At 32.6% G+C, this 26,662-nt stretch carries 24 protein-coding genes, 1 tRNA gene and 1 pseudogene; 12 read left to right on the forward strand and 14 right to left on the reverse strand.

The annotated features are described in order from the left end of the window. Positions 1 to 70 precede the first annotated feature (70 nt). From CDO51_RS00910 to CDO51_RS00925, 4 genes are read right to left on the reverse strand one after another with little or no spacing between them, the layout of a single operon-like run. Positions 71 to 1,378, reverse strand: a complete 1,308-nt coding sequence (locus CDO51_RS00910) for an amidohydrolase (protein WP_089022415.1) — start codon at positions 1,376 to 1,378, stop codon at positions 71 to 73. 37 nt (positions 1,379 to 1,415) lie between these two features. Next, a complete protein-coding gene (locus CDO51_RS00915; RefSeq protein ID WP_089022416.1) occupies positions 1,416 to 2,198 on the reverse strand; it encodes an ABC transporter permease in 783 nt (260 codons plus the stop codon). Further along, positions 2,198 to 2,833 carry an ABC transporter ATP-binding protein gene (locus CDO51_RS00920; RefSeq protein ID WP_089022417.1) on the reverse strand — a complete coding sequence of 212 codons (636 nt, stop codon included), beginning with the start codon at positions 2,831 to 2,833 and terminating at the stop codon, positions 2,198 to 2,200. Before CDO51_RS00920 ends, CDO51_RS00915 begins: the two co-directional genes overlap by 1 nt. 5 nt (positions 2,834 to 2,838) lie before the next feature. Next, positions 2,839 to 3,153: a PadR family transcriptional regulator gene (locus tag CDO51_RS00925; protein WP_089022418.1), complete on the reverse strand. Its 315-nt coding sequence runs from the start codon at positions 3,151 to 3,153 to the stop codon at positions 2,839 to 2,841. A 147-nt stretch (positions 3,154 to 3,300) separates the two neighbouring features. On the opposite strand from CDO51_RS00925, the gene CDO51_RS00930 reads away from it, so the two are divergent. From CDO51_RS00930 to CDO51_RS00950, 5 genes are all read left to right on the forward strand, one after another. Further along, positions 3,301 to 3,377 (forward strand) — tRNA-Pro (locus CDO51_RS00930). 183 nt (positions 3,378 to 3,560) lie between these two features. Further along, positions 3,561 to 3,935, forward strand: coding sequence for a GntR family transcriptional regulator (locus CDO51_RS00935; protein WP_089022419.1), 375 nt, complete (start codon positions 3,561 to 3,563; stop codon positions 3,933 to 3,935). A gap of 11 nt (positions 3,936 to 3,946) precedes the next feature. Continuing rightward, on the forward strand, positions 3,947 to 4,843 hold the full coding sequence (locus CDO51_RS00940; protein ID WP_089022420.1) for an ABC transporter ATP-binding protein: 897 nt from the start codon (positions 3,947 to 3,949) through the stop codon (positions 4,841 to 4,843). Continuing rightward, entirely contained in the window at positions 4,818 to 6,782 is a 1,965-nt protein-coding gene (locus CDO51_RS00945) for a DUF6449 domain-containing protein (protein WP_089022421.1), read from the forward strand. Before CDO51_RS00940 ends, CDO51_RS00945 begins: the two co-directional genes overlap by 26 nt. Before the next feature lie 119 nt (positions 6,783 to 6,901). Next, positions 6,902 to 8,569 carry a M20/M25/M40 family metallo-hydrolase gene (locus CDO51_RS00950; protein WP_089022422.1) on the forward strand — a complete coding sequence of 556 codons (1,668 nt, stop codon included), beginning with the start codon at positions 6,902 to 6,904 and terminating at the stop codon, positions 8,567 to 8,569. A gap of 127 nt (positions 8,570 to 8,696) precedes the next feature. Here the strand turns inward: CDO51_RS00950 and nhaC are convergent, their stop codons facing one another. Beyond that, the gene (gene nhaC / locus CDO51_RS00955; protein ID WP_089022423.1) at positions 8,697 to 10,097 is read right to left on the reverse strand and encodes a Na+/H+ antiporter NhaC; all 1,401 of its coding nucleotides are present in this window, start codon (positions 10,095 to 10,097) and stop codon (positions 8,697 to 8,699) included. A gap of 352 nt (positions 10,098 to 10,449) precedes the next feature. On the opposite strand from nhaC, the gene mntR reads away from it, so the two are divergent. The 4 genes from mntR (at position 10,450) to CDO51_RS00975 (ending at position 13,631) form a co-directional block, all read left to right on the forward strand. After that, positions 10,450 to 10,941 (forward strand): transcriptional regulator MntR, encoded by a 492-nt coding sequence (mntR, locus tag CDO51_RS00960; RefSeq protein ID WP_089022424.1) that lies wholly within the window; start codon positions 10,450 to 10,452, stop codon positions 10,939 to 10,941. A gap of 169 nt (positions 10,942 to 11,110) precedes the next feature. Beyond that, entirely contained in the window at positions 11,111 to 11,881 is a 771-nt protein-coding gene (locus tag CDO51_RS00965; protein WP_089022425.1) for a metal ABC transporter ATP-binding protein, read from the forward strand. Continuing rightward, a complete protein-coding gene (locus tag CDO51_RS00970; RefSeq protein WP_089022426.1) occupies positions 11,878 to 12,738 on the forward strand; it encodes a metal ABC transporter permease in 861 nt (286 codons plus the stop codon). Before CDO51_RS00965 ends, CDO51_RS00970 begins: the two co-directional genes overlap by 4 nt. After that, positions 12,735 to 13,631 (forward strand): metal ABC transporter solute-binding protein, Zn/Mn family, encoded by an 897-nt coding sequence (locus CDO51_RS00975; protein ID WP_089022427.1) that lies wholly within the window; start codon positions 12,735 to 12,737, stop codon positions 13,629 to 13,631. Before CDO51_RS00970 ends, CDO51_RS00975 begins: the two co-directional genes overlap by 4 nt. 238 nt (positions 13,632 to 13,869) lie before the next feature. Here CDO51_RS00975 and CDO51_RS14075 read toward each other — a convergent pair. The 9 genes and pseudogenes from CDO51_RS14075 to CDO51_RS01015 form a co-directional block, all read right to left on the reverse strand. Then, positions 13,870 to 14,001: pseudogene (locus CDO51_RS14075) on the reverse strand (RNA-guided endonuclease TnpB family protein); the annotation flags it as partial. A gap of 84 nt (positions 14,002 to 14,085) precedes the next feature. Then, positions 14,086 to 14,487 (reverse strand): IS200/IS605 family transposase, encoded by a 402-nt coding sequence (gene tnpA, locus CDO51_RS00985; RefSeq protein WP_089022428.1) that lies wholly within the window; start codon positions 14,485 to 14,487, stop codon positions 14,086 to 14,088. Between the two features lie 294 nt (positions 14,488 to 14,781). Then, positions 14,782 to 14,967, reverse strand: coding sequence for a hypothetical protein (locus CDO51_RS13645; protein ID WP_158212258.1), 186 nt, complete (start codon positions 14,965 to 14,967; stop codon positions 14,782 to 14,784). A gap of 98 nt (positions 14,968 to 15,065) precedes the next feature. After that, positions 15,066 to 16,679 (reverse strand): gamma-glutamyltransferase, encoded by a 1,614-nt coding sequence (ggt, locus tag CDO51_RS00995; protein ID WP_089022429.1) that lies wholly within the window; start codon positions 16,677 to 16,679, stop codon positions 15,066 to 15,068. A gap of 24 nt (positions 16,680 to 16,703) precedes the next feature. After that, positions 16,704 to 16,847 carry a hypothetical protein gene (locus tag CDO51_RS13650; protein WP_158212259.1) on the reverse strand — a complete coding sequence of 48 codons (144 nt, stop codon included), beginning with the start codon at positions 16,845 to 16,847 and terminating at the stop codon, positions 16,704 to 16,706. 14 nt (positions 16,848 to 16,861) lie between these two features. Beyond that, positions 16,862 to 18,379, reverse strand: coding sequence for an L-lactate permease (locus tag CDO51_RS01000; RefSeq protein WP_089022430.1), 1,518 nt, complete (start codon positions 18,377 to 18,379; stop codon positions 16,862 to 16,864). Continuing rightward, on the reverse strand, positions 18,379 to 18,837 hold the full coding sequence (locus CDO51_RS01005; RefSeq protein WP_089022431.1) for an Lrp/AsnC family transcriptional regulator: 459 nt from the start codon (positions 18,835 to 18,837) through the stop codon (positions 18,379 to 18,381). The genes CDO51_RS01000 and CDO51_RS01005 overlap by 1 nt, the downstream gene beginning before the upstream one ends. 172 nt (positions 18,838 to 19,009) lie before the next feature. Next, positions 19,010 to 20,266: an MFS transporter gene (locus tag CDO51_RS01010; protein ID WP_089022432.1), complete on the reverse strand. Its 1,257-nt coding sequence runs from the start codon at positions 20,264 to 20,266 to the stop codon at positions 19,010 to 19,012. Positions 20,267 to 20,370: 104 nt separating this feature from the next. After that, a complete protein-coding gene (locus CDO51_RS01015) occupies positions 20,371 to 22,533 on the reverse strand; it encodes an ATP-dependent helicase (protein ID WP_089022433.1) in 2,163 nt (720 codons plus the stop codon). A gap of 542 nt (positions 22,534 to 23,075) precedes the next feature. On the opposite strand from CDO51_RS01015, the gene CDO51_RS01020 reads away from it, so the two are divergent. The 3 genes from CDO51_RS01020 (at position 23,076) to CDO51_RS01030 (ending at position 26,642) form a co-directional block, all read left to right on the forward strand. After that, positions 23,076 to 24,668 carry a glutathione ABC transporter substrate-binding protein gene (locus CDO51_RS01020; protein WP_089022434.1) on the forward strand — a complete coding sequence of 531 codons (1,593 nt, stop codon included), beginning with the start codon at positions 23,076 to 23,078 and terminating at the stop codon, positions 24,666 to 24,668. A gap of 93 nt (positions 24,669 to 24,761) precedes the next feature. Next, positions 24,762 to 25,688 (forward strand): ABC transporter permease, encoded by a 927-nt coding sequence (locus CDO51_RS01025; RefSeq protein ID WP_089022435.1) that lies wholly within the window; start codon positions 24,762 to 24,764, stop codon positions 25,686 to 25,688. A 39-nt stretch (positions 25,689 to 25,727) separates the two neighbouring features. Beyond that, the gene (locus CDO51_RS01030) at positions 25,728 to 26,642 is read left to right on the forward strand and encodes an ABC transporter permease (protein ID WP_089022436.1); all 915 of its coding nucleotides are present in this window, start codon (positions 25,728 to 25,730) and stop codon (positions 26,640 to 26,642) included. Positions 26,643 to 26,662 lie beyond the last annotated feature (20 nt).

The raw sequence follows: 26,662 nt of genomic DNA on the forward strand, positions 1-26,662 counted from the left end.
TTTCACTTACAAGAAAAAACAATTAAAAAAAGAACTTTTCCGTCTAAAGCAGAAAAGTTCTTTTTTTAGTCTAATTAGTTATCTTATAAAGTAAACTTGCTAAAAAATCTACTCCTAATGAAAGTACACTTTCGTCAAAATCAAAGTTTTCTTTATGATGACCTCCGGTTACAGGTGAACCAAATACTAGATAAGCATGTGGTGCACCTTTTTTGGACATATAAGACATCATGTAAGAAAAGTCTTCACTACCTGCAAAATGCGATGAATCTGTGAATTCAGTCACTTTTTCGTGTGAACTAGCTACCTGTTCTACTAATTTAACTGCTTTTTCAGCACTTTTAGAAGCAAGTGCGCCTCCCGCTTCTAATATTTCATACTCTACCCCTTGTAAGGTTGCAGCACCTTTAATTACATCTTTAGCTCGCTTTTCAATAAATTCATTAATTTCAGTAGTTGCACCTCTAGTCTCTATTTTCATGTCAGCACTAGCAGGTATTACATTTCTTCCACTACCACCTTGTAAAGTACCAACATTTATCCTTGATGCACCTTGGCTATGTCTTGAGATGGAATGAAGATTTAACATAGCTGTTGAAGCTGCTAGTAAAGCATTATTTCCTTCTTCTGGAGTACTTCCTGCATGAGCAGGTGATCCTTTATATTTAACATCTAGTTTTGTAGTTGCAAGAAAACTTTCATTACCAGAGGTTACTTTACCTATTTCTTCAATTCCAAAACCTACATGAGAGCCAAAGCAGTAATCAACATCTTGTAATACACCCGCTTCTACCATAGAGCGTCCGCCTCTTACCCCTTCTTCAGCAGGTTGAAAGATAAGTTTAATTTTCCCTGTAAAATTATCACTCAGTTCCTTCACTAATTTAGCTAATCCAAGACCCATAGCAGCATGTCCATCATGTCCACAGCCATGCATTGCATTTTCATTCTCTGATGCAAAACCTTCTTTTACAGGAAGGTGATTTGGATCATTTGTTTCTTTAAGATCATTTGCATCAACATCAAAGCGAAAAGCTACTGTAGGTCCTTCTTTTTTTGTATCTAGAGTTGCTACAGCTCCTGTAAAACCACCTTTTAGTTTTTCAAGAAATTCTTCATCTCCACCTTGTAATTTTGCTCTTTCATAAGCAGTTTGTAATTCTTCTTCACAAGGTAGACCCATTCTAGTTTTCTCATCCACAACATCTTTCCCTACACTCAAGTCATATCCTAAATCTTTTAAATATCTACATATTTTAGAAACTGTTCTAAATTCCTTCCACCCAGTTTCTGGATATTTGTGAAAGTCTCTTCTAATTTCTACTAGTTCATCTTGTAATTCATCTGCCTTTTTAGATATGTGTTCAATCGTTGACATTAAATAAACACCTCCATTTATAGTCTATAAATCTATTCTACCAAATTAATTGATTTCTTTCATTAAAAAAAGTTTTATAGCCTAATTGTACAAAGCTAATAACTGTTAAGGATACTCCACCTAAAACAGCAAGCATAATAGCAATCTGATATGCTATAGCTGTTGTGGGTACAACTCCAGCTAAAATCTGACCTGTCATCATACCAGGTAAAAAGATTATTCCCATTCCCATCATATTGTTAATTGTAGGTAAGATAGCGGATTCAAAGGAATTATTAATTATTCGTCTAGCAGCTACATCAGGGCGTGCTCCTAACATTAAATAAGTTTCTACTGACTCTCTTTCTGAGTTCATTCCATCAGCTAATCGTTCTACACCTAAAGTTATGCCTGTCATTGAATTACCTATCATCATACCTGAAATAGGTATAAAGTATTGAGGATCATACCATGGTGAAACATTAATAACTATTAATATGAAAAAAAAGATACTTGTTAATGTTCCTACTAACATTGAAATAGCAATTATCTTTTTCAATTGATAAGATAATTTTATCTTTGATCTTTTATATATATTATTTATCGCAAAAGCTTCCATAACAAGAATTATTAAAAGTGTTATTACTGGATGCTCATTTTCAAATATGAATATTAATACATAACCCATAATTACTAACTGTAAGCTCATCCTTAATGCAGATATAATTATCTCTTTTTCTCTAGGTATCTTCTTTAACCTAACTATAGCTAAAAGTATGAGTACAAATAAATAAGCAGCTACCATTTGATAAAGCCCGAGACTGATCACTTCATTTTCCATTATTTATCCTCCTTAACAGCTACTTTTTTCTCAACAGATATAATTTCATCAGAATATTTAAAAGCAATAGTTCTAGAATGAGTAACCATTACAACAGCTTTGTTATTCTTTTTAGAATAATTAAAAAACCTAGATAACACCACATCTTCTAGCTCTTCATTTAAAGCTGATGATGGTTCATCTAGTAAAAATACTTCTGGATCCATTAATAAGATTCTAGCAAAAGAAAGTCGTTGTTTTTCTCCTCCAGATAGTTTTGTTGCATCACTATCTAAATCTTTGTCTAAATTAAAAAACTTTAATGCTTCTATTAACTCACTATCCTCTTTCTTCGGTTTTTCAGACAATTCTAAACCTAAGTTCAAATTATCTCTAATAGTTTGTGAGATAATTATCGGGTTTTGTGGTAACATAATTGCCTTTCTTCTTAGGGCTATAGTGTCCATAGTTTCAATATTTTCTCCTTCAAAATAGATATCGCCTGTATCATGACTAATTAGCTGATTTAATAATCGAAGTAAGGTTGTTTTTCCACTACCACTTTCCCCTACTATAGATGTTATGAGCCCTTTCTTTATTTCTAAATCTTCAATATAAATTATATTTTGATAGCCTACATTTTTTAAATCATACACGATTTTCACTCCTCTTTACTAATTTCTGAAAATAACTCCTTTGCCTTCTCTTTACCTTCTTGTAATGCTTCATCACCTAACTCAGTTGTATGATAGTATTTTCTCGCTCTACCACTTTCTACCTTTTCATGCTTTTCTAAAAGCCCGTCCTTTTCCATGTTATGAAGAATAGGATATAAAGTACCTGGGCTAATATCATACCCATGGTCCTTTAGCTCTTCGATCATACATAAACCATAAAACGGTTCTACTTTAGCATGATATAAGATATAGATTTGAATAAAGCCTAAATATAGTTTCCTAATTGCTCGTTTTTTCATACTAGACCTCCTGACCATGATATCGAATTTCGATATCTACCCAATCTTAGCACAAAAAGTTTCTAATATAAACATAAACTAAAAATTTTGAAAAAAAGGTTGACATTCTGTTTATAAATCTTTATAATATAATTCGTGAGCAATTGACGGGGCGTAGCGCAGTTTGGCAGCGCACTTGGTTTGGGACCAAGGAGTCGCAGGTTCAAATCCTGCCGCCCCGACCACTTAAACCGCAAGTATTAACTTGCGGTTTTTTAGTTTATCAACAACCTTATTAACAATCTATGTGGATTACCCACCTAACTTCTTAGGTGGGTTTTTTTTATTGACAAATTTAAGAATATTAGATATTATTTAAGTGTATTAACTGTATTAGTTAAATTAATACAGTTCTAAGGAGGTTTGAAATGATACAAATAGATTACAAAGATGGGAGACCTTTATTTGAACAAATTAAAGAAAAGATTAAGTTTTTAATTATTCGCGGTGTTTTAAAGTCCCATGAAAAAGTACCTTCTGTACGGGATTTAGCACAAACTTTAACTATTAATCCTAACACTATTCAAAAAGCTTATAAAGATTTAGAGGCTGAAGGATTTATCTATTCTGTTCGTGGTAAGGGGAGTTTTGTTTCACCTTTAGATGATACAAATCTAAAAAGAAAGGAAGAACTTCTAGAAGAACTTAAAAAAACAGTTTTAGAATTAAAGTACTTAAATGTCTCTAAAAAAGAACTTACTGATCTTTTACATGAAGTTTATGACTCTATGAAACAAGAATAAGGAGGGTTTAGATGATTGAAGTTAACAATTTAACCAAGTATTTTGGTCCTTTTAAAGTCTTAGATGATATTAATATATCAATTAAACCAGGTTCAATTTATGGTTTATTAGGTCCAAATGGTGCAGGCAAGACTACTTTAATTAAGCATTTAGCAGGTGTTTACAGACCTGATAGTGGTACAGTTAAAATAATTGATGAACAAGTCTATGAAAATCCAAAAGTTAAATCTTCTTTAATATATATCCCAGATGATTTATACTTTTTCAATCAATATTCAATCAAAGAGGCAAGTAAATTTTACGCTAGGATTTATCCAAATTGGAATCAAGAGAGATTTGATAGCTTAAAAGAATATTTCCCTTTAGACATTAACAATAGAATAAGTAAATTATCAAAAGGAATGCAAAAACAAGTTGCCTTTTGGCTTGGTATTTGTACTATGCCTAAAGTCATGATTTTAGATGAACCAGTCGATGGACTTGATCCTGTTATGCGCAAAAAAATCTGGAACCTTATGCTTCAAGATGTATCTGAACGAAAAACTACTATTCTAGTATCTTCACATAATTTACGTGAACTTGAAGATGTTTGTTGTCATATTGGCATCATTTACGATGGTAAAATGGTTGTTCAGCGTGAGCTTGATAACTTAAAAACCAATATTCACAAAATACAGGTAGCTTTTGAAAGTGACTTTAATCAACTGTTACAAGGGTTTGAAGTGTTACACAATTCTAAAAATGGTAGTGTTAATACATTAGTTGTTAGAGGAGATAAAGAAGAATTATTAAATACTTTGAAAAAAGCTAACCCATTAATTTTAGATGTTCTTTCTCTAACGCTAGAGGAAGTATTCATTTACGAATTAGGAGGTTTAGGTTATGAAATCAATAATGTCACTATTTAGTAATGGTATTTTCAAAAGTGATCTAAAGCGATATTGGTGGATCAGTGTTCTATACACATTATTACTCTTTTTCACATTTCCACTTAGAACTTTTATGTTAATGGATACAATTGACCAAGGATATAGTAAAAATAATATTATTAGATTATTTGACCTAACCTCTCACCAAAGTAGTATTCAAATGTTTCTTATCTTCATTGTACCAGTAGTAGTTGCTATTTTAGTGTTTCGTTATCTACACATAAAAAATGCAGCTTCTGTTATCCATAGTCTACCATTAACAAGAAAACAATTATTTATAACACACATTGTTAGTGGACTCTTACTATTGACTGTTCCTATCTTAGTTAATAGTTTGATATTAGTGATTTTTAATCTAACCACTGATCTGGGACTTGTCTTTTCTTTTATTGATATATTCACATGGACGGGTTACAGTTTAATGATTATCTTATTAATATTTAGTTTTGCTACCTTTGTTGGAATGTTTACTGCAAATACAATAGCACATTTAGTTTTCAATTATATCTTACACATTTTACCGTTAGGTCTTTTTGCTTTATTACAGGTGAATTTACCTAGAATACTACATGGTTATAGTAGCTATAATCCTTTACAGAATGATCCAGCATTTTTAGAAAAATTACCATTTTCTTTAATAGGATCATCTATAGAACTAAGTGAATTGATATTAATATACCCATTTTTCTCTCTCTTGTTTTTATTTATAGCCTATTATGCCTATAAACTAAGGCATATTGAAATAGCAGGAGATGTGATTTCCTTTAAAGTAATTACACCTGTATTTAAGTATGGTGTTAGTATTTGTTCTATGCTTTTAGGTGGTGCATATTTTGCTAGTATTTCTGATGATACTCCGGTTATGATATTAATAGGATATATTATAGCTTCTTTGATTGGGTATTTTATAGCTGAAATGTCTATCCAAAAAACATATAAAGTCTTTAGTTCTTTTAAGGGTTATCTAGTCTATATCATTATTATTTTAATAGTTTTTACAGGTATTCAAGCTGATGTAATAGGGTATTCAAGTCATATTCCAGATAGTGATGAAATTGAATATATCTATTTTTCACGAGGGTTTTCTTACCTTCATGATGTAGAACAGGGAGAGATGGACCCAAGTGAAGCTGAAGGTTTTTTCACAGAAAAAGAAAATATTAAAAACATTAAAAAACTCCATGAAGAACTAATTGAACAAGGAAGTACCAATAGTGGTTCTCAATTTTTCATAATATATAGGTTAGAAAATGAAGAGTATGTTGTAAGACAATATCAAATTGATGAAGATAAATATAATTCTAAACTTAAACCTATATTTGAGTCACCAGAATATAAAGAGGGTAAATTCCCTATATTAAGAAAAAATAGTAATCAAATAGAAAATATAGATTTAAAAGATGAAAGAGTATTAGAAGATAAAAAAACTTTTAGTGATAAAGAAAGTATTGAAAAAATTCACTCATTATTAAAAACAGATATCAAGAATCTAAGCTATGAAAATATATTTAGTAGAAACAGAAATTATCTAGTAGCAAGTGTTAAATCAAAAGATGGTTCATCAAATAGGTATGTAATAAAAAAAGACTATCAACTTCTTAACTGGCTTAAAGAAAATAATTATTATAAGGATTTTGCCCTTACCCCTGAAAAGATTAACTATATTACAATTGAAAAAACAGACTCAAGAATTGGTAGAGAAAAAGATTCAAAAAAAGCTAAAATAACTGATAATAGTTTAATCCAAGAAGTACTAACTTTATCCGGATATCGTGAGGATTTGACACAAGCTGAACACTTTAGTATGGAAGTTTATTTTAAAGATACTACACCGTATTTTCGTGACCAATTACATTTAGACAAAGCTAAACTAGAAAATCTATCAGATGACTTACAAAAAATCATGCAATTTGATTAAGTTCTTTAGTATGCTACTCAAATTTTGGGTAGCATACTTTCTTATATAATGTGATAACCTACGATTGTTTGTGTTATAATTCATTTGTCTGAATTTTTGAAATGTAGGGAGGGAACTTAATGTGGTTACATGATGAAAATAAATTATTAAAATTATTATATCGTTTAGTAAAGGTTCCTAGTATATCTAGTACTGAAAACGAACGTGATATGGCAAGAGAAATATATAATATTTTAAGTGAGATACCATACTTTAAAGAACATGAAGATAAACTACATATAAAAGATATTCTAGGTGACAATTTAAACAGACAATATGTAACGGGTTTAATAAAAGGTTCAGGTAATAAAACAGTTATCTTAATACATCATCATGATGTTGCTGATGTTGATGATTTTGGAAAGTTACGAGATCAAGCTTTTGATATAGAAGAAATCACAGATAAAATAGCAAGTTTTGAGCTAACAGAAGATGCTAAAAAAGACTTAGAGTCAGGTGAGTGGGTTTTTGGCCGTGGTGTAATGGATATGAAAGCTGGTGCAGCATTACAACTAGCTCTTATGAACGATTATTCATACAAAGTACCAGACCTTACAGGTAATATACTACTTTTATCAGTTCCAGATGAAGAGAATAACTCAGCTGGAGTTATCGCGTCTCTTTCTCATCTATTAGAATTACAGGAGCAATATGCTTTAGAATTTGTATCAGTAATTAAAAGTGAAAGTCACCAACCTGACTCTAAAGGTAGACATGAACTTGCTATAGGAAGTATTGGTAAAATTCTACCTCTTTTTTATTGCTTTGGTAAAGAAACACATGGAGGGAGCCCTTTTTCAGGGTTAAACTCTAGTCTTATATTTTCTCAAGTACAATCACTAATGGAAAAAAACACTGATTTTGTTGATGAGTTTCGGGGTGAACTAACACCACCTCCTGTAAACCTTAAAACAAATGACTTGAGAGGAGTATATAACGTAACCACTCCACAAGTTACGGTCGGATACTATAATATACTTACTATTAATTCTACTCCACTAGATATTTTAAAGAAATTAAAAAAAGTAGGACAAAATGCTTTAGAGAATTCTGTAGAGATTTACAATAACAGATTAAAAGAGTTCAAAGGTATGTCAAGCTCTAGAAGTGTTGAAAGCGGATGGGGGCAAAGTACTAATATAACAGAAGGTATGAACCCACAAGTATATACCTTTCAAGAACTTTTTCAGTCAGCTTACGATGCATTTGGAGATCAATTCATGAACTATTATCACAGAGTAATAGAAGAATTAAAAGAAACTAAGCTAGATGAACGTGAATTTACTGTAGAACTAGTAAATAAGATCCATGATATGTGTCCTGATCGTGAACCTAAAATTGTAGTAGCCTTTTTACCACCATTTTATCCTCATGTTAGAAACAGAAGAGAAACTGAAAAAGAGCTCTTTATCTTAGATGTTGTAGAAAAGATTAAATCTCAAGGAAAAGAAAGATATGGGCTAGACTTTACCGTTACTGAGTTTTTCAAAGGTATTAGTGATTTAAGTTATTTTGCCTTAATAGATGGTGATGAAATCAGTAATTATTTGAGTCCTAACATGCCATCATTAAGACATGTCTATAATATCCCAATTGAAGAAATCAAAAAGTTAGATGTTTCAGTATTAAATGTCGGACCTGTTGGGAAAGATGCACATCAATATACAGAAAGACTTCATGTACCATTCTTTACAAAAGAAGCACCAAAGCTATTAGAATTAGCTGTAAATCAAGTTCTTAAGTATTAGCCCATCTTTAATAAATAATAAATACTGCAGCAAATACTGAAATGTGAAGAAGTTTAGTTAGTATCAACCACCTAAAATAAGTTAAGCACTAATCAAGATGGTCCTTATAGGACCATCTTGATTATCATTATGAAGATTCTTCTTCTTCCCATTTAGTCATACTAAATCCAGTAAATCCATAAATAATTGAGATTAGTGGTGCTAGTAGATTAAAGAATGCAAATGGTAAATATACCACTGGAGATATACCTAATGCACCTGCCATAAATGCTCCACAAGTATTCCATGGAATCAGAGGTGATGTTACAGTACCTGCTGATTCTGCAATTCTAGATAAGTTTTTCGGATGAACATTCTTAGCTTTAAAGGCATCTCTGAACATTCTAGAAGGTAGTACAATTGATAGATACTGATCAGCAGTCACTAAGTTTACAAAGATTGAAACAACATGACTGATTAAAGATAATATTCCTACACGATGTGCAATAGTTAATACCCCTTCTAAAATAACCTGTAAAAATCCGCACTTTTCTAAAATTCCACCTAAACTCAGAGCAGCCATGATTAATGAAATAGTCCACATCATCCCATCTAGGCCACCTTCATTTAATAAACCATCAACCATTTCTACTCCTGTTTCAATTTCAGGACCATAGTGCATTGTTTCAACTACAGAAGCAAAGTCAGCACCTTGGAATGTTATAGCAAATATAGCACCTAAAATACTTCCACCTAATAAACCAGGGATTGGTGGAACTTTCATTACAATAAGTCCAATTACTAAAATTGGTGCAAGTAATAATACTGGACTAATATAAAAATGCTCTGACAGAGTAGATGTTATAGTTTGAATCTGTCCACCTTCCATTTGTGCACTATCTACTACGGTAAATCCTAAAATACCATATATAATACCACTTATTACTACTGCCGGAACTGTAACATAAAGCATATGCCTAATATGCTCAAATAAATCAGTGTCTCCTACAGTTCCTGAAGCTAGGTTTGTTGTATCAGAAAGCGGTGATAATTTATCACCTATATACGCTCCTGATATGATAGAACCAGCAACCATACCTGTAGGTACTCCTAGACCTTCACCAATTCCCACAAGGGCAATACCGATTGTTCCTACAGTTGACCAAGAACTACCAACTGAAATAGCAACAACAGCAGATATGATCATAGCTGCAATCAAAAATATTTGAGGGGATAATATTTGTAAACCATAATAGATCATCGTTGGTACTACTCCACCTTGGATCCAAGTACCGATTAACATCCCTACAACCATTAAAATTACTATGGCTTGCATGGCCATCATGATTCCATCAAAGATCCCCTGCTCAACATTATTCCATTTATATCCTACTAACATTGCAACAAAAGCTGCTACAGCAGAAGATAAAACCAAGGGAATATGAGGGTCGGCTTCTAATCTAATTATACTAACAGATAAAGCAACAATTAAGAATAAAATTGGTATAAGTGCAACAATTACAGGTGGTTTTTTCATCTGCTTGTCCATAATCTTCACTCCTTTACATAGAGAATCTTTCAGTTTAGTTATATAACATTATGAAGCAAAACAAGTTTTCAATCAAGTATTTATTTGTCGATAACTTAAATCCGGTGAATATTTTTTTAGTTAAGAAAAGTTAACTAATTGTTTTGTTAAACTCTAGTAAATTAGGTACCACCTCAACAAATTCCCACTAAATTGCTTAATTTTCGCATTATGTGAACATCTCATGACTAAAGTCATGAGAATGCGTGGCAACTCCTTCAAAATTTGATTTATCAGCTTCTCTAAATTATTATTTCTTATAAATTTTACCACTGCATATAAATAACTAAGACATTTTTAAGGGGTGAGGTTTATGAGTAAAGACAAACAAAAGTTTGGACAATTTTTTACTGATCGTGGTTATGAAATACAAGCTGATAAAGATACTCTAACTCCTAGTATGGAAGATTATCTAGAGATGATCATCCGTATAAGTGATACTCGAGGATATACAAGAGTAAGTGAATTAGCAGATAATTTAAATGTAAAACCAGCTTCTGTTTCAAGAATGATAAAAAAATTATGTAATAAATCTTATCTGAATTATGAAAAATATGGAATGATACATTTGACCGAAAAAGGTAAAAAATATGGTAGGTATCTATTGAAAAGACATCAATTATTAGAAGAATTTTTTAAGACTATAGGAACTGAAGGAGATGTACAAAGAGAAGTTGAGAGGATAGAACATCATATAAGTTTTGAGAACTATCAAAACTTATCTCTCTTAGTTGACTTTCTTAAAAATAACCCTTCTATAATAACAAAGTTCTCTGAATACAAAAAACAATATAAAAAAAAGTAACCTAAAATATATGCAATCTTATTTTATAATATTACATAAATGCATATAGTTTTTTAATGGACAAGCACACCATTAACCCTCTAGGCATACCGTAATAGTGAATGATGCCTATTAACCGCGAGTAACTTTTTTAGTCATCGCTAAGTTAAGATTATTGGAGGGTTGATGTATGGAAAATAAAACAGTTTTTGCTGTAGAAGTTAATGATCTAACAGTATCTTATGATGAAACAACTGCAATTGAAAATATCTCTTTTAAGGTACCTAAAGGACAAATAACTGGGGTAATTGGACCTAATGGAGCAGGTAAATCCACCCTTATTAAAGCCATAATGGGTCTTTTAAAATGTAAAAAAGGTTCAATAAAGGTTTTTGAATCTTCTATTAAAAAAGCTAGATCAAATATAGCCTATGTACCACAACAAAATGATATTGATTTAAGCTTTCCCATATCTGTATCTGAAACAGTTATGATGGGTCGTTACCCCTATCTAAAAAGATTTAAAGGACCAAGTAAAACAGATAAAGAGCTAGTCCTAGATAGTCTAAAAAAAGTAAAGATGGATTATAAAAAAGACCGTCAAATAGGTGAACTTTCAGGAGGTGAACGTCAAAGAGTTTTTCTTGCAAGAGCGCTTTCACAAAATGCTGAACTATTCTTTTTAGATGAACCTTTTTCAGCAATAGACTTTACTTCAGAAGAAATTATTACTAATTTATTAACTTCACTAGCATCTCAAGGAAAGACTCTTTTTGTAGTTCATCATGATCTAAAAAAAGCTTCAAAATATTTTGATTCTATCTTACTAATAAACAAGACATTAGTAGCTCAAGGTAAAGCTAAAGAAGTATTAAACCCTGAAAATTTAGAAAAAGCGTATCAAGGTAAAACTACAATTCTAGATGAACAGGATGAAGATATCCTGGTGGTTACAGAATGATAGAACAGTTTAGTATGTTCATTGAAGCACTTACAAACTACACTTATCTACAACATGCTGTAATAGCTGGTACTTTAGTAGGGATTATCTGTGGTATATTAGGTTGCTTTATTATATTAAGAAGAATCGCTCTAATGGGTGATGCCATTTCCCATGCAGTACTACCAGGAGTTGTCATATCTTATCTATTAGGAATCACTTTTTTCATAGGCGCAGTATTTACTGGTGTTTTAACAGCTCTCGGTATTGGATATGTAAGTCAAAACAGTAAAATTAAAGATGATTCCTCAATTGGAATCTTATTTACTGCAGCTTTTGCTTTAGGGATTGTTATGATAACAGCTCTAGATGGTACAGAAGTAGATCTTTGGCATATCTTATTTGGAAACGTGTTAGCTGTATCTATTGGAGATTTAATCTTAACAGCTTCAACAGGTCTTTTATCTCTTCTTGGGATTTTTATCTTCTATCGTGAACTTGTCTTATCAACCTTTGATCCTGTTATGGCAAAAGCAATTGGTATCTCTACAGGTAAAATTCATTACCTATTAATGCTACTACTTTCACTAGTCACTGTAGCTTCACTTCAGACTGTAGGTATAGTTTTAGTTGTAGCTATGTTAATAACTCCTTCTGCAACAGCGTTTTTACTCACTGATAGACTAAACAAAATGCTACTTCTATCAACTTTCTTTGGAGTTATTTCAGCTTTAATCGGGGTTTATCTATCATATATCTATGATGTTGCTACAGGAGGAGCCATTGTGTTAGTTGCATCTATCTTCTTTTTAGGTGCATTTCTTTTCTCACCAAAAGAAGGTATTTTAACTAAAAATTTAAGGAGGAATTCCGTATGAAAGTTTTATTAACTCTCTTACTCACTTCTATTCTGTTAGTTACAACAGGATGTCAAGAAACTTCTGAAGAAGTCGATTCAAATGAGCTAAAAATTGTCACAAGTCTTTCTATCATAGCTGATATGACAGAAGAAATAGCTGGTGATAAAGCTGAAGTTAACTATATTGTTCCTTTAGGTGAAGAACCAGAAGAGTATGAACCAACACCTAGCGATTTTCAAGAAATCTCTGATGCAGACGTTTTTTTTATAAATGGTTATAATATAGAAGCTTGGCTTGAACAGGTGACAGAAAATGTTACAGATGTAGATGTAATCCCCATAGCAGAAGAAGGACCAAAAATTCCCTTAGAGGGAACTGATGATATACCAGATCCACACTTATGGTTAAACCCTTTACATGTAAGAGATTATTATGTAGATAAGATAGTAACTACCCTAAAAGAATTAGATTCTGAAAATAGTGAGTACTACCAAGAAAAAGCAGATGAATATATAGAAGAACTTGAAGAATTAGATAAATATATAGAAGAAGAAACTAATAAAATACCTGAAGATAACCGGTTAATCATAACTAGTGAACACGCCTTTAAGTACTACGGGGATAGATATGGATTTGACACAAATGGTATATGGGAACTAAATGCTCATGAAGAGGGAACACCCCAGCAAATAGCAAATATTATTGATCTAGTAAACGAAAGTGAAGTACCTGCTGTTTTTGCAGAGTCAACGGTTGATCCTAGGTATATGGAAAATATATCAGATGAAACTGGAGTAGAGCTCGCAAAAGAAGTTTACACTGATGCTATCGGTGACGAAGAAACAAATGCTGACAGTTATATTAATATGATGAAAGAAAGTACAAAAGTAATAGTTGAAAACCTCAAATAAAGAAAAAAGACCCCTAGTGGTTAAAAAACTACTAGGGGTTACTTAATTATCTACCACCATATAAATTATTTTTATATTTAGGGCTTAATAAGAAAAATGCAGTAGAAATTGACACTCCCACACGCATGAATGCGTGGGATTTTCGGGTAGCTATGCGTCCTCAATTCATTTCTGCTATCACAGGTGTATGGATGATGTTCATTCCTGCTACCCGATCTCGGTGGGTTTTAATACCTCATAGTTTTGCTTTGTACTCAATAAATAATGCTAACCGGTAAAATGACCATGTATGTAGGTTCTTTTCGTTTTTATGGCTTGTTCTTGCCGTGTTTCGGATATTTGAAAAATCAACCACTTTACGGCTAATTTTAATATATTCTTTTGAAATATTGGTCAGATGTTTTTCTTGGTTTTTAGTCGGCACTAGTTTTATTTTTACTGTTTCTTCATTAGGTCACCCCCTTTTTTTCTGTTCTTCAACATACTTTTTGATTGTTTCACTTGATACATTCCCTGTTGTTGATACAAAAAAAGAACGTGTCCATAAGCTTGGCATGTGATTTAAATGCTTAAACTCTTGGCGAATCTTTCTTGAACTCACTCCTTTTATCTTCGCCATAATTTGAGATGGACTTATTTGTGGTAGAGCATTTAAAAATAGATGCGTATGGTCTTTTTCACACTTGATTGCTAGTACTTCAATTTTTTGTTCAGTACATACTTCATGGACAATTTCTTTAAAACGCTGTTCTACCTTTGGATTAGAAAATATCTTTCTTCGGTATCTTGGGCAGAAAACAAAATGATAGTTAATTAAGGACACGATTGTTTTAGTTCTTCTATATTCTTGTTTCATATGATTTAATTGTATATGTTTTTTCTTTATACTACAACTGTATTTTATTAAAAAAATAGGCTTTCACCCCACGATTGAAAGCGTGGAATGAAAGCCCTAATACTGTAATAACCCTTTTTTGTAATAGATCTAGATTATTTATAAAAGGTTCGGGATTTTTAGTCCAAAAAACGATTACCTCTACATTATTTGGGTCAAGATTCCTTACAAAATAACCTTTTTCTATTCGTTTTATAAACCAATCTTTCTAGTATGCAGGAAGATCTGTTCGTCTGCTAGCACTAATTATTACCATTACAAGTTCCTCCTCTGGCTTCTACTACTGTTTATTACAGCAATAACAACTACAAGAACTACCATAAGCTTAAATAAAGAAATACTATTAGCCCTAAAAAAGTTACTACATCTTACCACTGAAAGCTCTAGAGTATATAGCCTAAGCCTTATGTTATCTTCAAAGTCTTTAACTAATATTTTCATATCTCACTAACTAGCAAAAGTTAAATACCTGCAAACAGCTTGCTATCATTTAATATGGACCATTATAAACACAAAAAGAATCATCCTTTTCCATTTCGTTAGTAGGAAGCTATAGTGCTATCAGTACGTGGTTCTGTTCCACCAAATAATACCCCAGATTTAGGATCTCTAAAAATGATTTGCCCTCTTCCAAAACTATCTGATTCTAAACTTAGGTTTATGTCATGTCCTCTTCTATTTAAGCTTTTTGCTATATTTGATGAAAAGTTTTGTTCTAAAGAAACTTTTTTACCTTCAGTCCATTGCCATCTTGGAGCATCTAAAGCAGCTTGTGGGTTCATACCAAAATCAATTGTATTCATAACTACCTGTAGATGACCCTGTGGTTGCATAAATCCACCCATTACACCAAAAGGGCCTACCGGTTCATCTCCTTTTGTCATAAAACCTGGAATAATAGTATGATAAGTTCTTTTACCTGGTTCTAGTACATTATAGTGATCTTTATCTAAAGAAAAACTATGTCCTCTATTTTGAAGTGATACCCCTGTACCAGGTAATACAACACCTGAACCAAAGCCCATATAGTTACTTTGAATAAAGGATACCATATTACCCTCTTCATCAGCAGTAGCTAAATACACAGTTCCACCTTGATCAGGTTTACCTGGTTCAGGGGTGATTGCCGTATCCCCTATTTGGTTTAACCTTTCTTTTGCATAAGTATCTGATAGTAAATCATCTAATGATACTTTCATATGCTCTAGATCTGTAATATATTTTTGTCCATCTACAAAAGCAAGCTTTAATGCTTCTATCTGTTTATGATAGGTATCTAGTGCTTCTTTTGAAGAAAACTCTTCTTGTTTTAAGATATTTAAAGCCATAAGAGCAACTAAACCTTGACCATTAGGTGGTATCTCCCAAATATCATAACCACGATAGTTAACAGAGATGGGATCTACCCACTGTGAAGAAAACTGTTCTAGATCCTCTCCTTTTAAGTATCCATTATACTTTTTAAAATAGTGATCTACTTTTTCTGCAATTTCTCCTTTATAAAAGTGTTCACCTTTTGTTTCTGCAATTTTTCTTAAAGTTTCACCATGATCTTTAGATGACCACATTTCGCCGATTCTTGGAGCTCTTTTATTTGGAGCAAATATTTTAAACCATTCAGAAAACTCTTCTCCTTTACATTCTTTACTGTATTTTTTAAAAGCACGGTCCCAATTTTCTCCGAGTGTTGGTGTGATTGGATAACCCTCTAAAGCATAGCGAATAGCTGGAGCTAGTACTTTTTCTAATGATAACTTTCCAAACTTTTCATTCATCTCTACCCAAGCAGCTGGAGCTCCTGGTACAGTAACAGGAAGTGGTCCTAAAGTTGGCATTTTTTCATAGCCTCTTTCGACCACCTTTTCTCTACTTATATCCTGTGGCGCTTGTCCACTTGAGTTTAGACCATGTAATTTACCATTATGCCAAACTAATGAAAAAGCATCTCCACCTATACCGTTTGAGGTTGGTTCAACTACTGTTAAACAAGCAGCTGTACAAACAGCTGCATCAATAGCATTACCACCTTGTTTTAGAATTTCAAGACCTGCATTTGCTGCTAGTGGTTGTGAAGTTGCTACCATTCCCTTTTTAGAAATTGTTACATTTCTCCTAGAAGAATACGGATAATTTAATGAATCAAAATTTAGCAAATTAATCCCCCCAAAAGTTTTATATTAAAAAAAGAAATTCCATAAGGTATTTCCTATCATCAAGGAAATTGCTGGTATATAAAAGGCTTCATTTTGTAAATTAATACCCATATAAAGTAATATAAAGACTATTACCATTATCAAAGCAGAAATACTTTTATTAGACATTAAAAACCTCCATTCTAAAAACTAAGTACAACTAGGTTTACTATACCTAATGTTAGTGCTGTAAAGAGTGTTATATGTATTACTCTTCTGTAAACATAAGATTCATTACCATTTAACTTTACTGAAGATGTACCTAATAACACTTGAGTAGGTCCAATACTACACCCAACAGATCCTCCAATAGATTGTACTGCCGCCATAATAGCTGGACTTACTCCTAGAGTATTTGCAATAGTCGCTTGAAAGCTACCAAAAATCACATTTGAGTTAGTGTTACTACCTGTAATAAAGCTTCCGAGAAGACCAATAAATGGTGCAAATAATGGATACAAATTTCCGGAAAGTTGAGCTACATTATGAGCTAAGTTATCTATCATCCCTGAATCCATCATCAAAAGAGCCATACATATTAAAAAGGTAAGGGTTAGTGTTGTACCAGTACTTTTTTCAACTGTTCTATTTACAACATCTACAAGTTTTTGGGTTGATAAAACTTTTTTAGTACGGTACAACACTATCCCAACTAAAGCAGACATCATGATAATCGGGGCTGGATGAGTGAGAAAATTGATATCTACATAATTTTTTTCTCTACTGACTTCATGTCCTAAAGCTGTTTCAAATCCAGGAAAATGAAAAGAAAATTCTAACGATAAATTAGGAAGAACCTGAAAGATAACTGATAATATGATTATTAGACCATATGGTAAAATTGATTCTTTTAGATTTAACTGTTCTTTATACAGATTTTTTGGAATAGCTACATTGTTTATCTGTTTATATAAGAAAAACATAAAGATCATACCAACTAAAGCTGACAGTAATGAAACAACTGACATCATTTCAACTGAAGTTACTAGAAACATTGTGAGTATCATTACAAATGAAGTTGAAACAACGTATCCACTTCCTCTTTTTAGTGTCTTTAACCCTCCATAGATATAACAAACACCAAGCCCTGTTATAACCATAGCTACAGCTGTAAATACTGACATCCAAAAAGCTAGTTCACTAGAAGAAAGGCCAGTCACAAGACCAATAGTATAAAAAGATGAACCCATAGAGCCATAACTTATTGACCAACTATGTCCTAATAATACAGATGCTACTGAAGCAATTGGATTAAACCCTAAATGTACTAAGATAGGAGTTACTATAGCGACAGGTACTCCAAAACCAGCTATACCTTGTAAAAAAGATGAAAATATCCAACTTAAAAGCAAAAACTGAATAAAAGGATCTTTTATTAATAATAAGATATTTTCACTGATAACTTTAATAGCTCCTACTTCTTTAACTAAGTTATATAAAAATACAGCCGCCCAAATAATTAAAAGTACATATAATGATAAAGAAAACCCTTTCCCTAAAGCAATAGCTATCCCTGTAAAGGGCGTTTTAAAAACAACTAGTGAGATTATCCCTGCAAAAAGAAAAGAAATTGCTCCTACTTTTCGTGCAGGGAGTTTAAAAACTAATAACCCTAATAAAAGGATTAATATCGGAACAGTTGCTAATATATCTATTAGCATTATAATCGAATCCCCTTTCTTACTTTAATCCTCGAGAGAATCATACTACTTTCTAGTTTTTTTATACCAGGAAGAGGATATAATTCATCTTTCATCAGTTTTTCTAAATGTTCATTTAATTCTAATATTGCATGAACATGTAGTTTTGAAGAGCCTGTCATAAGATATATATCTGTAATATATTCCTTCTCTTTTAAAGTATTAGCCACTTCATATAGATAACTAGGTTCAACTTCAATATCAAAGTAAGCTGATACAGACCGCCCTACCTTTTCAGGGTTTACAATAATACTATATTTTTCTATCACTCCACTATCCTCTAATCCCTTGATCCTATGCTTAACAGCTACTCTAGATAAATTAACTTTTTCACCAATCTCAACATAAGACATCCGAGCATTTTCAGATAATAACTGCAAAATTTTTTGGTCAATTTCATCAATGTTTGTAAACTTCATACTACCACTCCTTGTAATTTGTATATTAACATATATATTGTTTATAAATTAATTCTATTCATAATGTCATTTACCTTGTTTCATAATGAAATATTATTTGTTTTTTTGCCTGTTATAACTTACATACTGTAACTAAAACAACATTATATAGAACATAAAAAAACGGGCCAATTTACATGGCCCGATAATTTGGATTTACTTTATAGCTTGCAAACTCTCGGGTAAACCAATAAAAACAAAGTGTAATTAATAAAATTATTATACCAAGGATTATCCAGCTAATACTATAATCCCCTGTTATATCTGCTAATAATCCAAAAACTGGTGGAAATATTACGTTTGCTATTCTAACAAAGGTTAGAGCAATTCCTGTAGCTGTTCCGACATATTCATCTTCAACTGTTTCTCCAATAGCTGATAAATAAAGTGAAGGTAGTCCTAAAATAGTAAGCCCTAAACAAAAGGCAACTACCATCACTATAACTGGGTGTACATCAAAAGGTGTTATGACTCCACCCATAAGTAAAGTAATTAGTGATACTAATATACCAATAATAATTAAACCTACCCTTCTTTCACCTTTTAAAACAGAATCACTAAACCAACCCCAACCAGGATGGGCTATAACTCCTCCAATTTGGAATATAGCTAGTCCAACTCCTGCTATAAATGTACTAAACCCAATATCTTCATCTAAGAAGATCGGTAGGTGTGCCGTTACTGAACTGATACTCATACCAAATACTGAACCCATAACACAAATCCATATAAGATACTTTTGATTTAACAAATAGTTTAGATCTTCTTTTAAGGTGCTACTTTTTTCTTTACCATTTGAATTATTTTCAGATTCACTTACCTGATAAAATCTAAATAAAAATATGCACATAAATAATGCAAAGGTTCCAGAAATCAAAAGACCAGTTCTCCAACCTAATAATTCAGCTAAAAATGGTAATAAAAGAGCACCTAGTATTCCACCAATCCCAGCACCTGATTGTGTGATTCCAAGGGAAAACGCTCGTTTTTCTTTGGGAACTATATTAAGTACTCCCTTACTTGCTGCTGGTGTTACAATACTAAAACCAAAACCAGCAAAAAAGGCTAAAGTTAATATAATTATAAAAGAGGGACTTAAAGATTGAAAAATGATTAATCCCCCTACTGATCCAACACCTATAATAAGCCCTGCCTTTGAACCTAAAAAATCAACTATTCTACCACTATAAATAGCTACTAAAGTAGCACTTGCAAAATAGAATGTTGCATATAACCCAGCTTGTGCTCTAGAGATCAAAAATTCATCTCTAATATGTGGCATTATTGATTGAATTCCTTGCATATTTAAAACAACAGCCATATATGCTGATGCCATAATTAGCAAAACTGCCCAGTTAATTGACTGAGGTGTAGGTTGGTTTTTCTTCATAACAATTCCCCTCTTTATAAGAATTTCGCAACACTAACATTTAAATAGAACTTTTTATAAAGTAACAACCTTAATAGTAATCCTTACCAAATTTGTGGTAAGGATCAATCTTCAAAAAAGTTATATTTATTATTTTCAATAGGTTGTAAGAATCTAGATGGATAGATAAAGTATCCATCATAAGTAATCACTTGGTTTGGAAAAGTTAAATAAAGTTGTTCTTTCGCTCTAGTTACCGCTACATAAAATAAACGTCGTTCTTCTTCTAGACTGAATATATCACGTAAAGATTTAGAAGTTGGAAACAGTCCATCTAAAAGATGTGGTACATATACTGTATGCCACTCTAGTCCTTTTGAAGAATGAATTGTTGATAAAACTAACTGCTCTTCTTCTTGTTCGTCAACAGCTGGTGTATTCTCTTTTTGAAAACTATTAGATGGTGGTTCTAATGATAAGTCAGCTAAAAACTTATCAAGGTCCTGATAGTTTCTAGCTAATTTATATAGTACCTCTAAATCATTTTCCCTTTCTTTTGCATCTGGTTCACGATTTTTTAGTATAGGAAGATAGTACTCCCAAATCCGAGATACTGCTTTAGCTACAGTTTTTTCTTTATTTGCTTCCTCTAGAGCTTTTTTTAGTAAAGCTAGCGATTTATAGTAAAATGTGTTTTGAAATGTGTCAAATTGTAATCTACCATCTTGATTATATATTTCTTCTACTATCTGACTAGCTCTAACTTGACCAATACCAGGAAGTAATTTCAATACCCGATTCCAAGATACTGCATCAAAAGGATTCACTAATAATCTTAGATAGGATATCATATCTTTTACATGCTTTCTTTCCATAAATTTAACTCCACCATATACTACATATGGTATCTGTCTTCTAATTAATTCTGTTTGGATATAACTACTATGAAAACCAGCTCTATATAGTACTGCTTGATCACTTAAAGCTACACCTTGTTCTCTTTTATCTAAAATTTTCGATACTATAAAGTAAGCTTCATCTTGTTGAAAATAAAATCTACCTAGCTGAGGTAGATCACCTTCTTTTAAGTCTGAATATAAAGCTTTTTTGTAACCAATTTCAGCACTTTTTATAATATCATTAGAAAAATTCAGTAAAGATTGTCTTGAACGGTAATTTTCTTCTAATTTAATAACTTTAGCATAAGGATAATTACTAGGAAAGGTTAAAATATTTTCTAAGTTAGCACCTCTAAATTTATAAATACTTTGAAAATCATCACCTACTACCATAACATTTTCTGTTTTATCACTTATTAGATCAACAATCTCTTTTTGTAGTATATTAGTATCTTGATATTCATCAACTAATATATGTGTAATCTCCTGGTGTACTTTTTCTTTAAAGCGCAGGTTACTTTTTAAATTGTCTCTTAAAACTATTAATAGATCATCAAAATCTAGCAATCGATAATGCTTTTTATATTCTTGATAACCTTTATATAAAGTATTAAGGTCTTCAATATAATCATAAAGACCTGTATATTCTTCTTCAACGATCTTATATAAATCACGATTAGTGTTTCTAGCTTTAGATATTATCTCAAATATTCGTTCTTTTTTGGGAAAAGCTCGTTCTTTTTGGTTAAATTCATATTCTGATCTCAACAGATCAACCACATCTTCAGAGTCTAATTGATCAAGAATTGTTAATTTAGGTGATAACCCTAAAAGACCCGAATATCTTCTTAACATATGAAAAGCAAAGGAATGAAAAGTGCCTCCTTTAACTCTATTACCACGATTATCACCTAATATGCTATCTACACGACTAGTCATTTCTTGAGAAGCTTTTTTGGTAAAGGTAAGTAATAATATCTCTTCAGGTAATACGCCTTGTTCTAACAAATAAGAAACCCGGTACACAATAGTACGAGTCTTTCCGGTACCTGCACCAGCTATTACTAAGATAGGTCCATCTAAAGTTGTAACTGCTTGTAGTTGAGAACTGTTAAGTTCATTTTTGTAGTCAACCTTACATCCTATAAAATCATTATCTGTAACTGTTATGTTTTGGTCTCTTTTTTCAACTTCAACTGTTAATTTCTTTATTCTCTCTAGCTCACTACTATCAGTTTCACTTTGTGAAGGAGCAGGATACTTCCGTGGAAATGTGTCATCACTACTTTTTTCTGTTGTTATATGTTCTTGATTTTGTTCTCGTTGTTTAACTTTTTCTTTATAATCTGAAAGCTTAATTAATTTATTTAAAGGATCTTTTTCACCCATAACTGTCACCTCAATAAAACAATATTTCACTATATAGCATAACAAAGTTTATCCCCATAAGAGAAAAAATAAAAATTAATAACCATATAGCAACTCATTACACAACATCATTTTTTCTAAATTATTACAATTGCTACCAAAACTACCACAATAAGTAACATTATCCTGTAAATTCATCATATTCCCCCTATTTGCTGTTTAGATTACTAGTTCGATTTATAAGCTAAATTCCCTCTTTTTAACCAACATTTTATATGCAGAATGTTTATGATATTATTTGCTGATTTATTGGTTTTATATAAATTTTGTTAAATTATTATAATATTGACAAAATTTCCACTTAATATGTATAATCAATAGGGATAGTATTAATATTTTTGATTTTAGTATAAAATTAAAGGTTAATTTACAGAAAATTAATTTAATTAAGGAGGTGAGAAAAGGTCTAAAATAAGAAAAAATCGTGTTGCTTTGTTTTGTTAAAGTGGCAAAAATTTAGTGAAAATTTTAAATTTGGTTACAACTTTAAGGAGGGGCAGTCCATGAGATCATTATTAGGGAAAAAGCACTTAATGTTAGTGTTAGCATTGGTTGGTATTGTGGCATTTAGCTTAACAGGCTGTGGAGATCCTGATGAAGAAGCAGGAGAGCAAGATGTAGACCCTGATGAAGTAGAAGAAAAATTAGATGAAGATGTATTAATAGTTGCTCAAGGAGCAGATGCTCCTACACTAGATCCACAAGCTGAAAACGACCAGCCATCCTCACGTATTACAGAACAAATATTTGAAACTTTATTAGACCAAGATGAAAATATGGAGGTTCAACCAGGACTTGCAAAAGACTGGGAAGTTATTGATGACACTACTTATAAATTTGAATTAAGAGAAGGAGTTAAATTTCACAATGGTGAAGAATTAACTGCTGATGATATTAAGTTTACCTACCAAAGACTATTAGATGAAGATACTGCATCACCAGGTGCTTTCATCTTAGACATGGTAGATGCAGATAATATTGAAATCATTGACGATTATACCTTTGAATTACCTCTACACGAACCATTTGCACCTATTGAATTCCACTTAGCACATTCAGTTACAGGCATTCTAAATGAAGATGCTGTAAATGAGCATGGAGATGACTTTGGTCAAAACCCAGTTGGAACAGGACCATTTAAGTTTTCTGATTGGGATGTTGGAGACAGAGTTTATTTAGAAAGATTTGATGATCACTGGAGAGGTAAAGCTGGAGTTCGGGAACTTCACTTTAGAAACGTAGAAGAAGATACTAATAGAACTATTGAACTAGAAACAGGTGGAGCTGATATCATCTATGATGTTTCACCAACTGACTTAGACAGAGTTGAAGAAGCTGAAGAGTTAAATCTAATGAGAGAAGATGATCTATCAACAGAGTATGTTGGGTTTAATATGGAAGTTGAACCTTTTGACGATAAGAGGGTTCGACAAGCAATAAACTATGCACTTACTATGGAACCAGTAGTAGAGAATGTTTACTATGGACTAGGGCAGCCAGCTAGAGGTCCTCTAGCACCTGCAGTTTATGGTGCTCATGAAGATTTAGAAGGTTATGAGCATGATTTAGATAAGGCAAAAGAGCTTCTTGCAGACGCTGGTTATGAAGATGGCTTTGAGGTCGAGCTTTGGACTAACGAACAGCAGCAAAGAGAAGATATTGCTGAAATAGTTCAAGGTCAGTTAAGCCAAATTGGGATCGATGTAGATATAAGTGTAAGAGAATGGGGTGCTTATCTAGAAGAAACTGCTCAAGGAGAACATGAAATGTTTGTCCTTGGTTGGGTATCAGTAACAGGTGATGCTGACTATGGACTATACTCTGTATTCCATTCTGATGAGCACGGAGCAGCTGGTAACAGAACTTTCCTTGCCAATGAAGAAGTTGATGAACTATTAGAGAAAGGTAGAGAAGCTTTTGATGAAGAGGAAAGATTAGAGTACTACAGAGAGGTTCAAGAAATTATCACTGAAGAAGCACCATGGGTCTTTACTCACGTTGGTGAACAAGCAGTAGGTATGAGAGATTATGTAGAAAACTTTACAATTAATCCAGCAGGTCACCATAGCCTATTTGATATAACTTTATCTAAATAATTCCTATGTCAAAAAAAAATAGGCCATGGTTATTTCATGGCCTATTTTTTCAAGTAAAGCGGTATATCAGGTCTTAGTAAGGAGGTAAAAAGTATGCATAAATATATTTTTAAACGTCTCCTCCAGTTGATCCCAGTTCTTATAGGAGTTGTATTCATAGTATTTACTATCACATATATAACACCAGGTGATCCTGCTACTATCCTTTTAGGAGAACAAGCACCTGAAGAACAGGTAAAACAACTTAGAAGACAAATGGGCCTTCATTTACCATTTGGTGCCCAGTTCTTTAACTATCTATCCGATGTTTTACAAGGTGATCTTGGTTATTCATTAACATCTGGACGACCAGTAACAGTTGAGATTTTGGAAAGGTTTCCTAATACTTTTATCTTATCTACAGGTGCTGTAATACTTGCAGTATTAATAGGTATTCCTGTAGGAATTATTTCTGCTACACGTCAGTATTCAAAGATTGACAATATTTCTATGCTTGGAGCTTTATTAGGGGTTTCTTTACCGAACTTTTGGCAGGGAATGATGGCAATTCTGTTATTCTCGGTTTGGCTACCTATTTTCCCATCATCGGGTTTTGATACTTGGCAACATGCTGTACTCCCTATAGTAACTTTAGGAACAAGCAGTGCTGCATTGATTACTAGAATGACTCGTTCATCAATGCTTGAAGTACTACGCCAGGACTATATTAGAACAGCTAGAGCAAAAGGCCTTGATGAGCGAACTGTAGTTATTAAACACGCTCTAAAAAATGCCTTGATTCCTGTGATAACAGTTATTGGACTACAGTTTGGGTTTTTACTTGGTGGAGCAGTTTTAACAGAGCGAATATTCTCAATTGCCGGACTTGGAAGGTTAATTGTAGATAGTATTAGAGAACAAAACTTTACAGTGGTTCAAGGTGGAGTACTATTTATAGCAGTTATCTTCTCACTTGTAAACCTATTAGTAGATATCTTATATGCATATCTCGATCCTCGCATCAAAGCACAATATAAATAACCCAGTCCAATATTAATTTTGGGAGGAGGTAGAAGAGACATGACAGAAACAAAAACCAAAAAAGATCCTTCCCTGGCGGATCAGAACCAACAGAAACAAAAGGAACAGGTTGGTAGAAGTCAATGGGCGGAAGCTTGGAGACGGTTAAAGAAAAATAAGTCTGCCATGGTAGGTTTGTTTTTAATTGCTCTTTTATTCTTATCAGCTTTAACAGCTGATTTTATCGCACCACATGACTATGCTGCACAAAATTATGATTCTATAACTGAGCCACCATCATCTGAATTTCCATTAGGTACAGATCACTTAGGTAGATGTATATTAAGTCGGATTATTTATGGAACACGTCTTTCTATACAGGTAGGTTTTATAGCTATTGCTATTTCACTTATTTCAGGAAGTTTACTCGGTGCTATGGCTGGTTATTTCGGAAATTTAGCAGATAATATTATTATGCGTTTAGTTGATGTTATCTTAGCTATACCACCAATTCTACTTGCAATTGCAATAGTTAGTGCTATCGGACCATCCCTTACTAACCTATTTATAGCTGTTGGTATAGGTTTTATACCACAGTTTGCAAGGATTGTAAGGGGCTCCGTGTTATCTTTAAAAGAAGAAGAGTTTGTTGAAGCAGCTCAGGCTTTAGGTGCTAGTAACAAACGACTTATCGTAAAACACATTCTCCCAAACGCACTAGCCCCTATTATTGTGCAAGCAACCTTAGGTGTAGCTATGGCTATCTTATCAGCTGCTGGACTTTCTTTTATCGGGCTAGGTGCACAGCCACCTGATCCGGAATGGGGTAGTATGTTATCTGATGGTATGAGATTTATCAGAGATGCTTGGTGGATCTCCACCTTCCCAGGACTTGCTATTGCAACTACTATTTTAGGACTAAACTTATTTGGTGACGGGTTAAGGGATGCTCTTGATCCTCGATTAAAAGACTAAAATCAATACAGCCTGTTAAG

This window comes from Natranaerobius trueperi (genome assembly GCF_002216005.1).
Classification (GTDB): Bacteria; Bacillota; Natranaerobiia; order Natranaerobiales; family Natranaerobiaceae; genus Natranaerobius_A; species Natranaerobius_A trueperi.

What these genes read in the sequence shown, in the direction of transcription:
- CDO51_RS00975 (WP_089022427.1), top strand. Translation starts at nt 12,735, where the DNA reads ATGAAAGTTTTATTAACTCTCTTACTCACTTCTATTCTGTTAGTTACA.
- CDO51_RS00940 (WP_089022420.1), top strand. Translation starts at nt 3,947, where the DNA reads ATGATTGAAGTTAACAATTTAACCAAGTATTTTGGTCCTTTTAAAGTC.
- CDO51_RS00935 (WP_089022419.1), top strand. Translation starts at nt 3,561, where the DNA reads ATGATACAAATAGATTACAAAGATGGGAGACCTTTATTTGAACAAATT.
- CDO51_RS01010 (WP_089022432.1), bottom strand. Translation starts at nt 20,266, where the DNA reads ATGAAGAAAAACCAACCTACACCTCAGTCAATTAACTGGGCAGTTTTG.
- CDO51_RS01000 (WP_089022430.1), bottom strand. Translation starts at nt 18,379, where the DNA reads ATGCTAATAGATATATTAGCAACTGTTCCGATATTAATCCTTTTATTA.
- CDO51_RS00925 (WP_089022418.1), bottom strand. Translation starts at nt 3,153, where the DNA reads ATGAAAAAACGAGCAATTAGGAAACTATATTTAGGCTTTATTCAAATC.
- tnpA (WP_089022428.1), bottom strand. Translation starts at nt 14,487, where the DNA reads ATGAAACAAGAATATAGAAGAACTAAAACAATCGTGTCCTTAATTAAC.
- CDO51_RS01015 (WP_089022433.1), bottom strand. Translation starts at nt 22,533, where the DNA reads ATGGGTGAAAAAGATCCTTTAAATAAATTAATTAAGCTTTCAGATTAT.
- CDO51_RS00965 (WP_089022425.1), top strand. Translation starts at nt 11,111, where the DNA reads ATGGAAAATAAAACAGTTTTTGCTGTAGAAGTTAATGATCTAACAGTA.
- CDO51_RS00950 (WP_089022422.1), top strand. Translation starts at nt 6,902, where the DNA reads ATGTGGTTACATGATGAAAATAAATTATTAAAATTATTATATCGTTTA.
- CDO51_RS00970 (WP_089022426.1), top strand. Translation starts at nt 11,878, where the DNA reads ATGATAGAACAGTTTAGTATGTTCATTGAAGCACTTACAAACTACACT.
- CDO51_RS00945 (WP_089022421.1), top strand. Translation starts at nt 4,818, where the DNA reads ATGAAATCAATAATGTCACTATTTAGTAATGGTATTTTCAAAAGTGAT.
- mntR (WP_089022424.1), top strand. Translation starts at nt 10,450, where the DNA reads ATGAGTAAAGACAAACAAAAGTTTGGACAATTTTTTACTGATCGTGGT.
- CDO51_RS01005 (WP_089022431.1), bottom strand. Translation starts at nt 18,837, where the DNA reads ATGAAGTTTACAAACATTGATGAAATTGACCAAAAAATTTTGCAGTTA.
- CDO51_RS13650 (WP_158212259.1), bottom strand. Translation starts at nt 16,847, where the DNA reads ATGTCTAATAAAAGTATTTCTGCTTTGATAATGGTAATAGTCTTTATA.
- nhaC (WP_089022423.1), bottom strand. Translation starts at nt 10,097, where the DNA reads ATGGACAAGCAGATGAAAAAACCACCTGTAATTGTTGCACTTATACCA.
- CDO51_RS13645 (WP_158212258.1), bottom strand. Translation starts at nt 14,967, where the DNA reads ATGAAAATATTAGTTAAAGACTTTGAAGATAACATAAGGCTTAGGCTA.
- CDO51_RS01020 (WP_089022434.1), top strand. Translation starts at nt 23,076, where the DNA reads ATGAGATCATTATTAGGGAAAAAGCACTTAATGTTAGTGTTAGCATTG.
- CDO51_RS00915 (WP_089022416.1), bottom strand. Translation starts at nt 2,198, where the DNA reads ATGGAAAATGAAGTGATCAGTCTCGGGCTTTATCAAATGGTAGCTGCT.
- CDO51_RS00910 (WP_089022415.1), bottom strand. Translation starts at nt 1,378, where the DNA reads ATGTCAACGATTGAACACATATCTAAAAAGGCAGATGAATTACAAGAT.
- CDO51_RS01025 (WP_089022435.1), top strand. Translation starts at nt 24,762, where the DNA reads ATGCATAAATATATTTTTAAACGTCTCCTCCAGTTGATCCCAGTTCTT.
- CDO51_RS01030 (WP_089022436.1), top strand. Translation starts at nt 25,728, where the DNA reads ATGACAGAAACAAAAACCAAAAAAGATCCTTCCCTGGCGGATCAGAAC.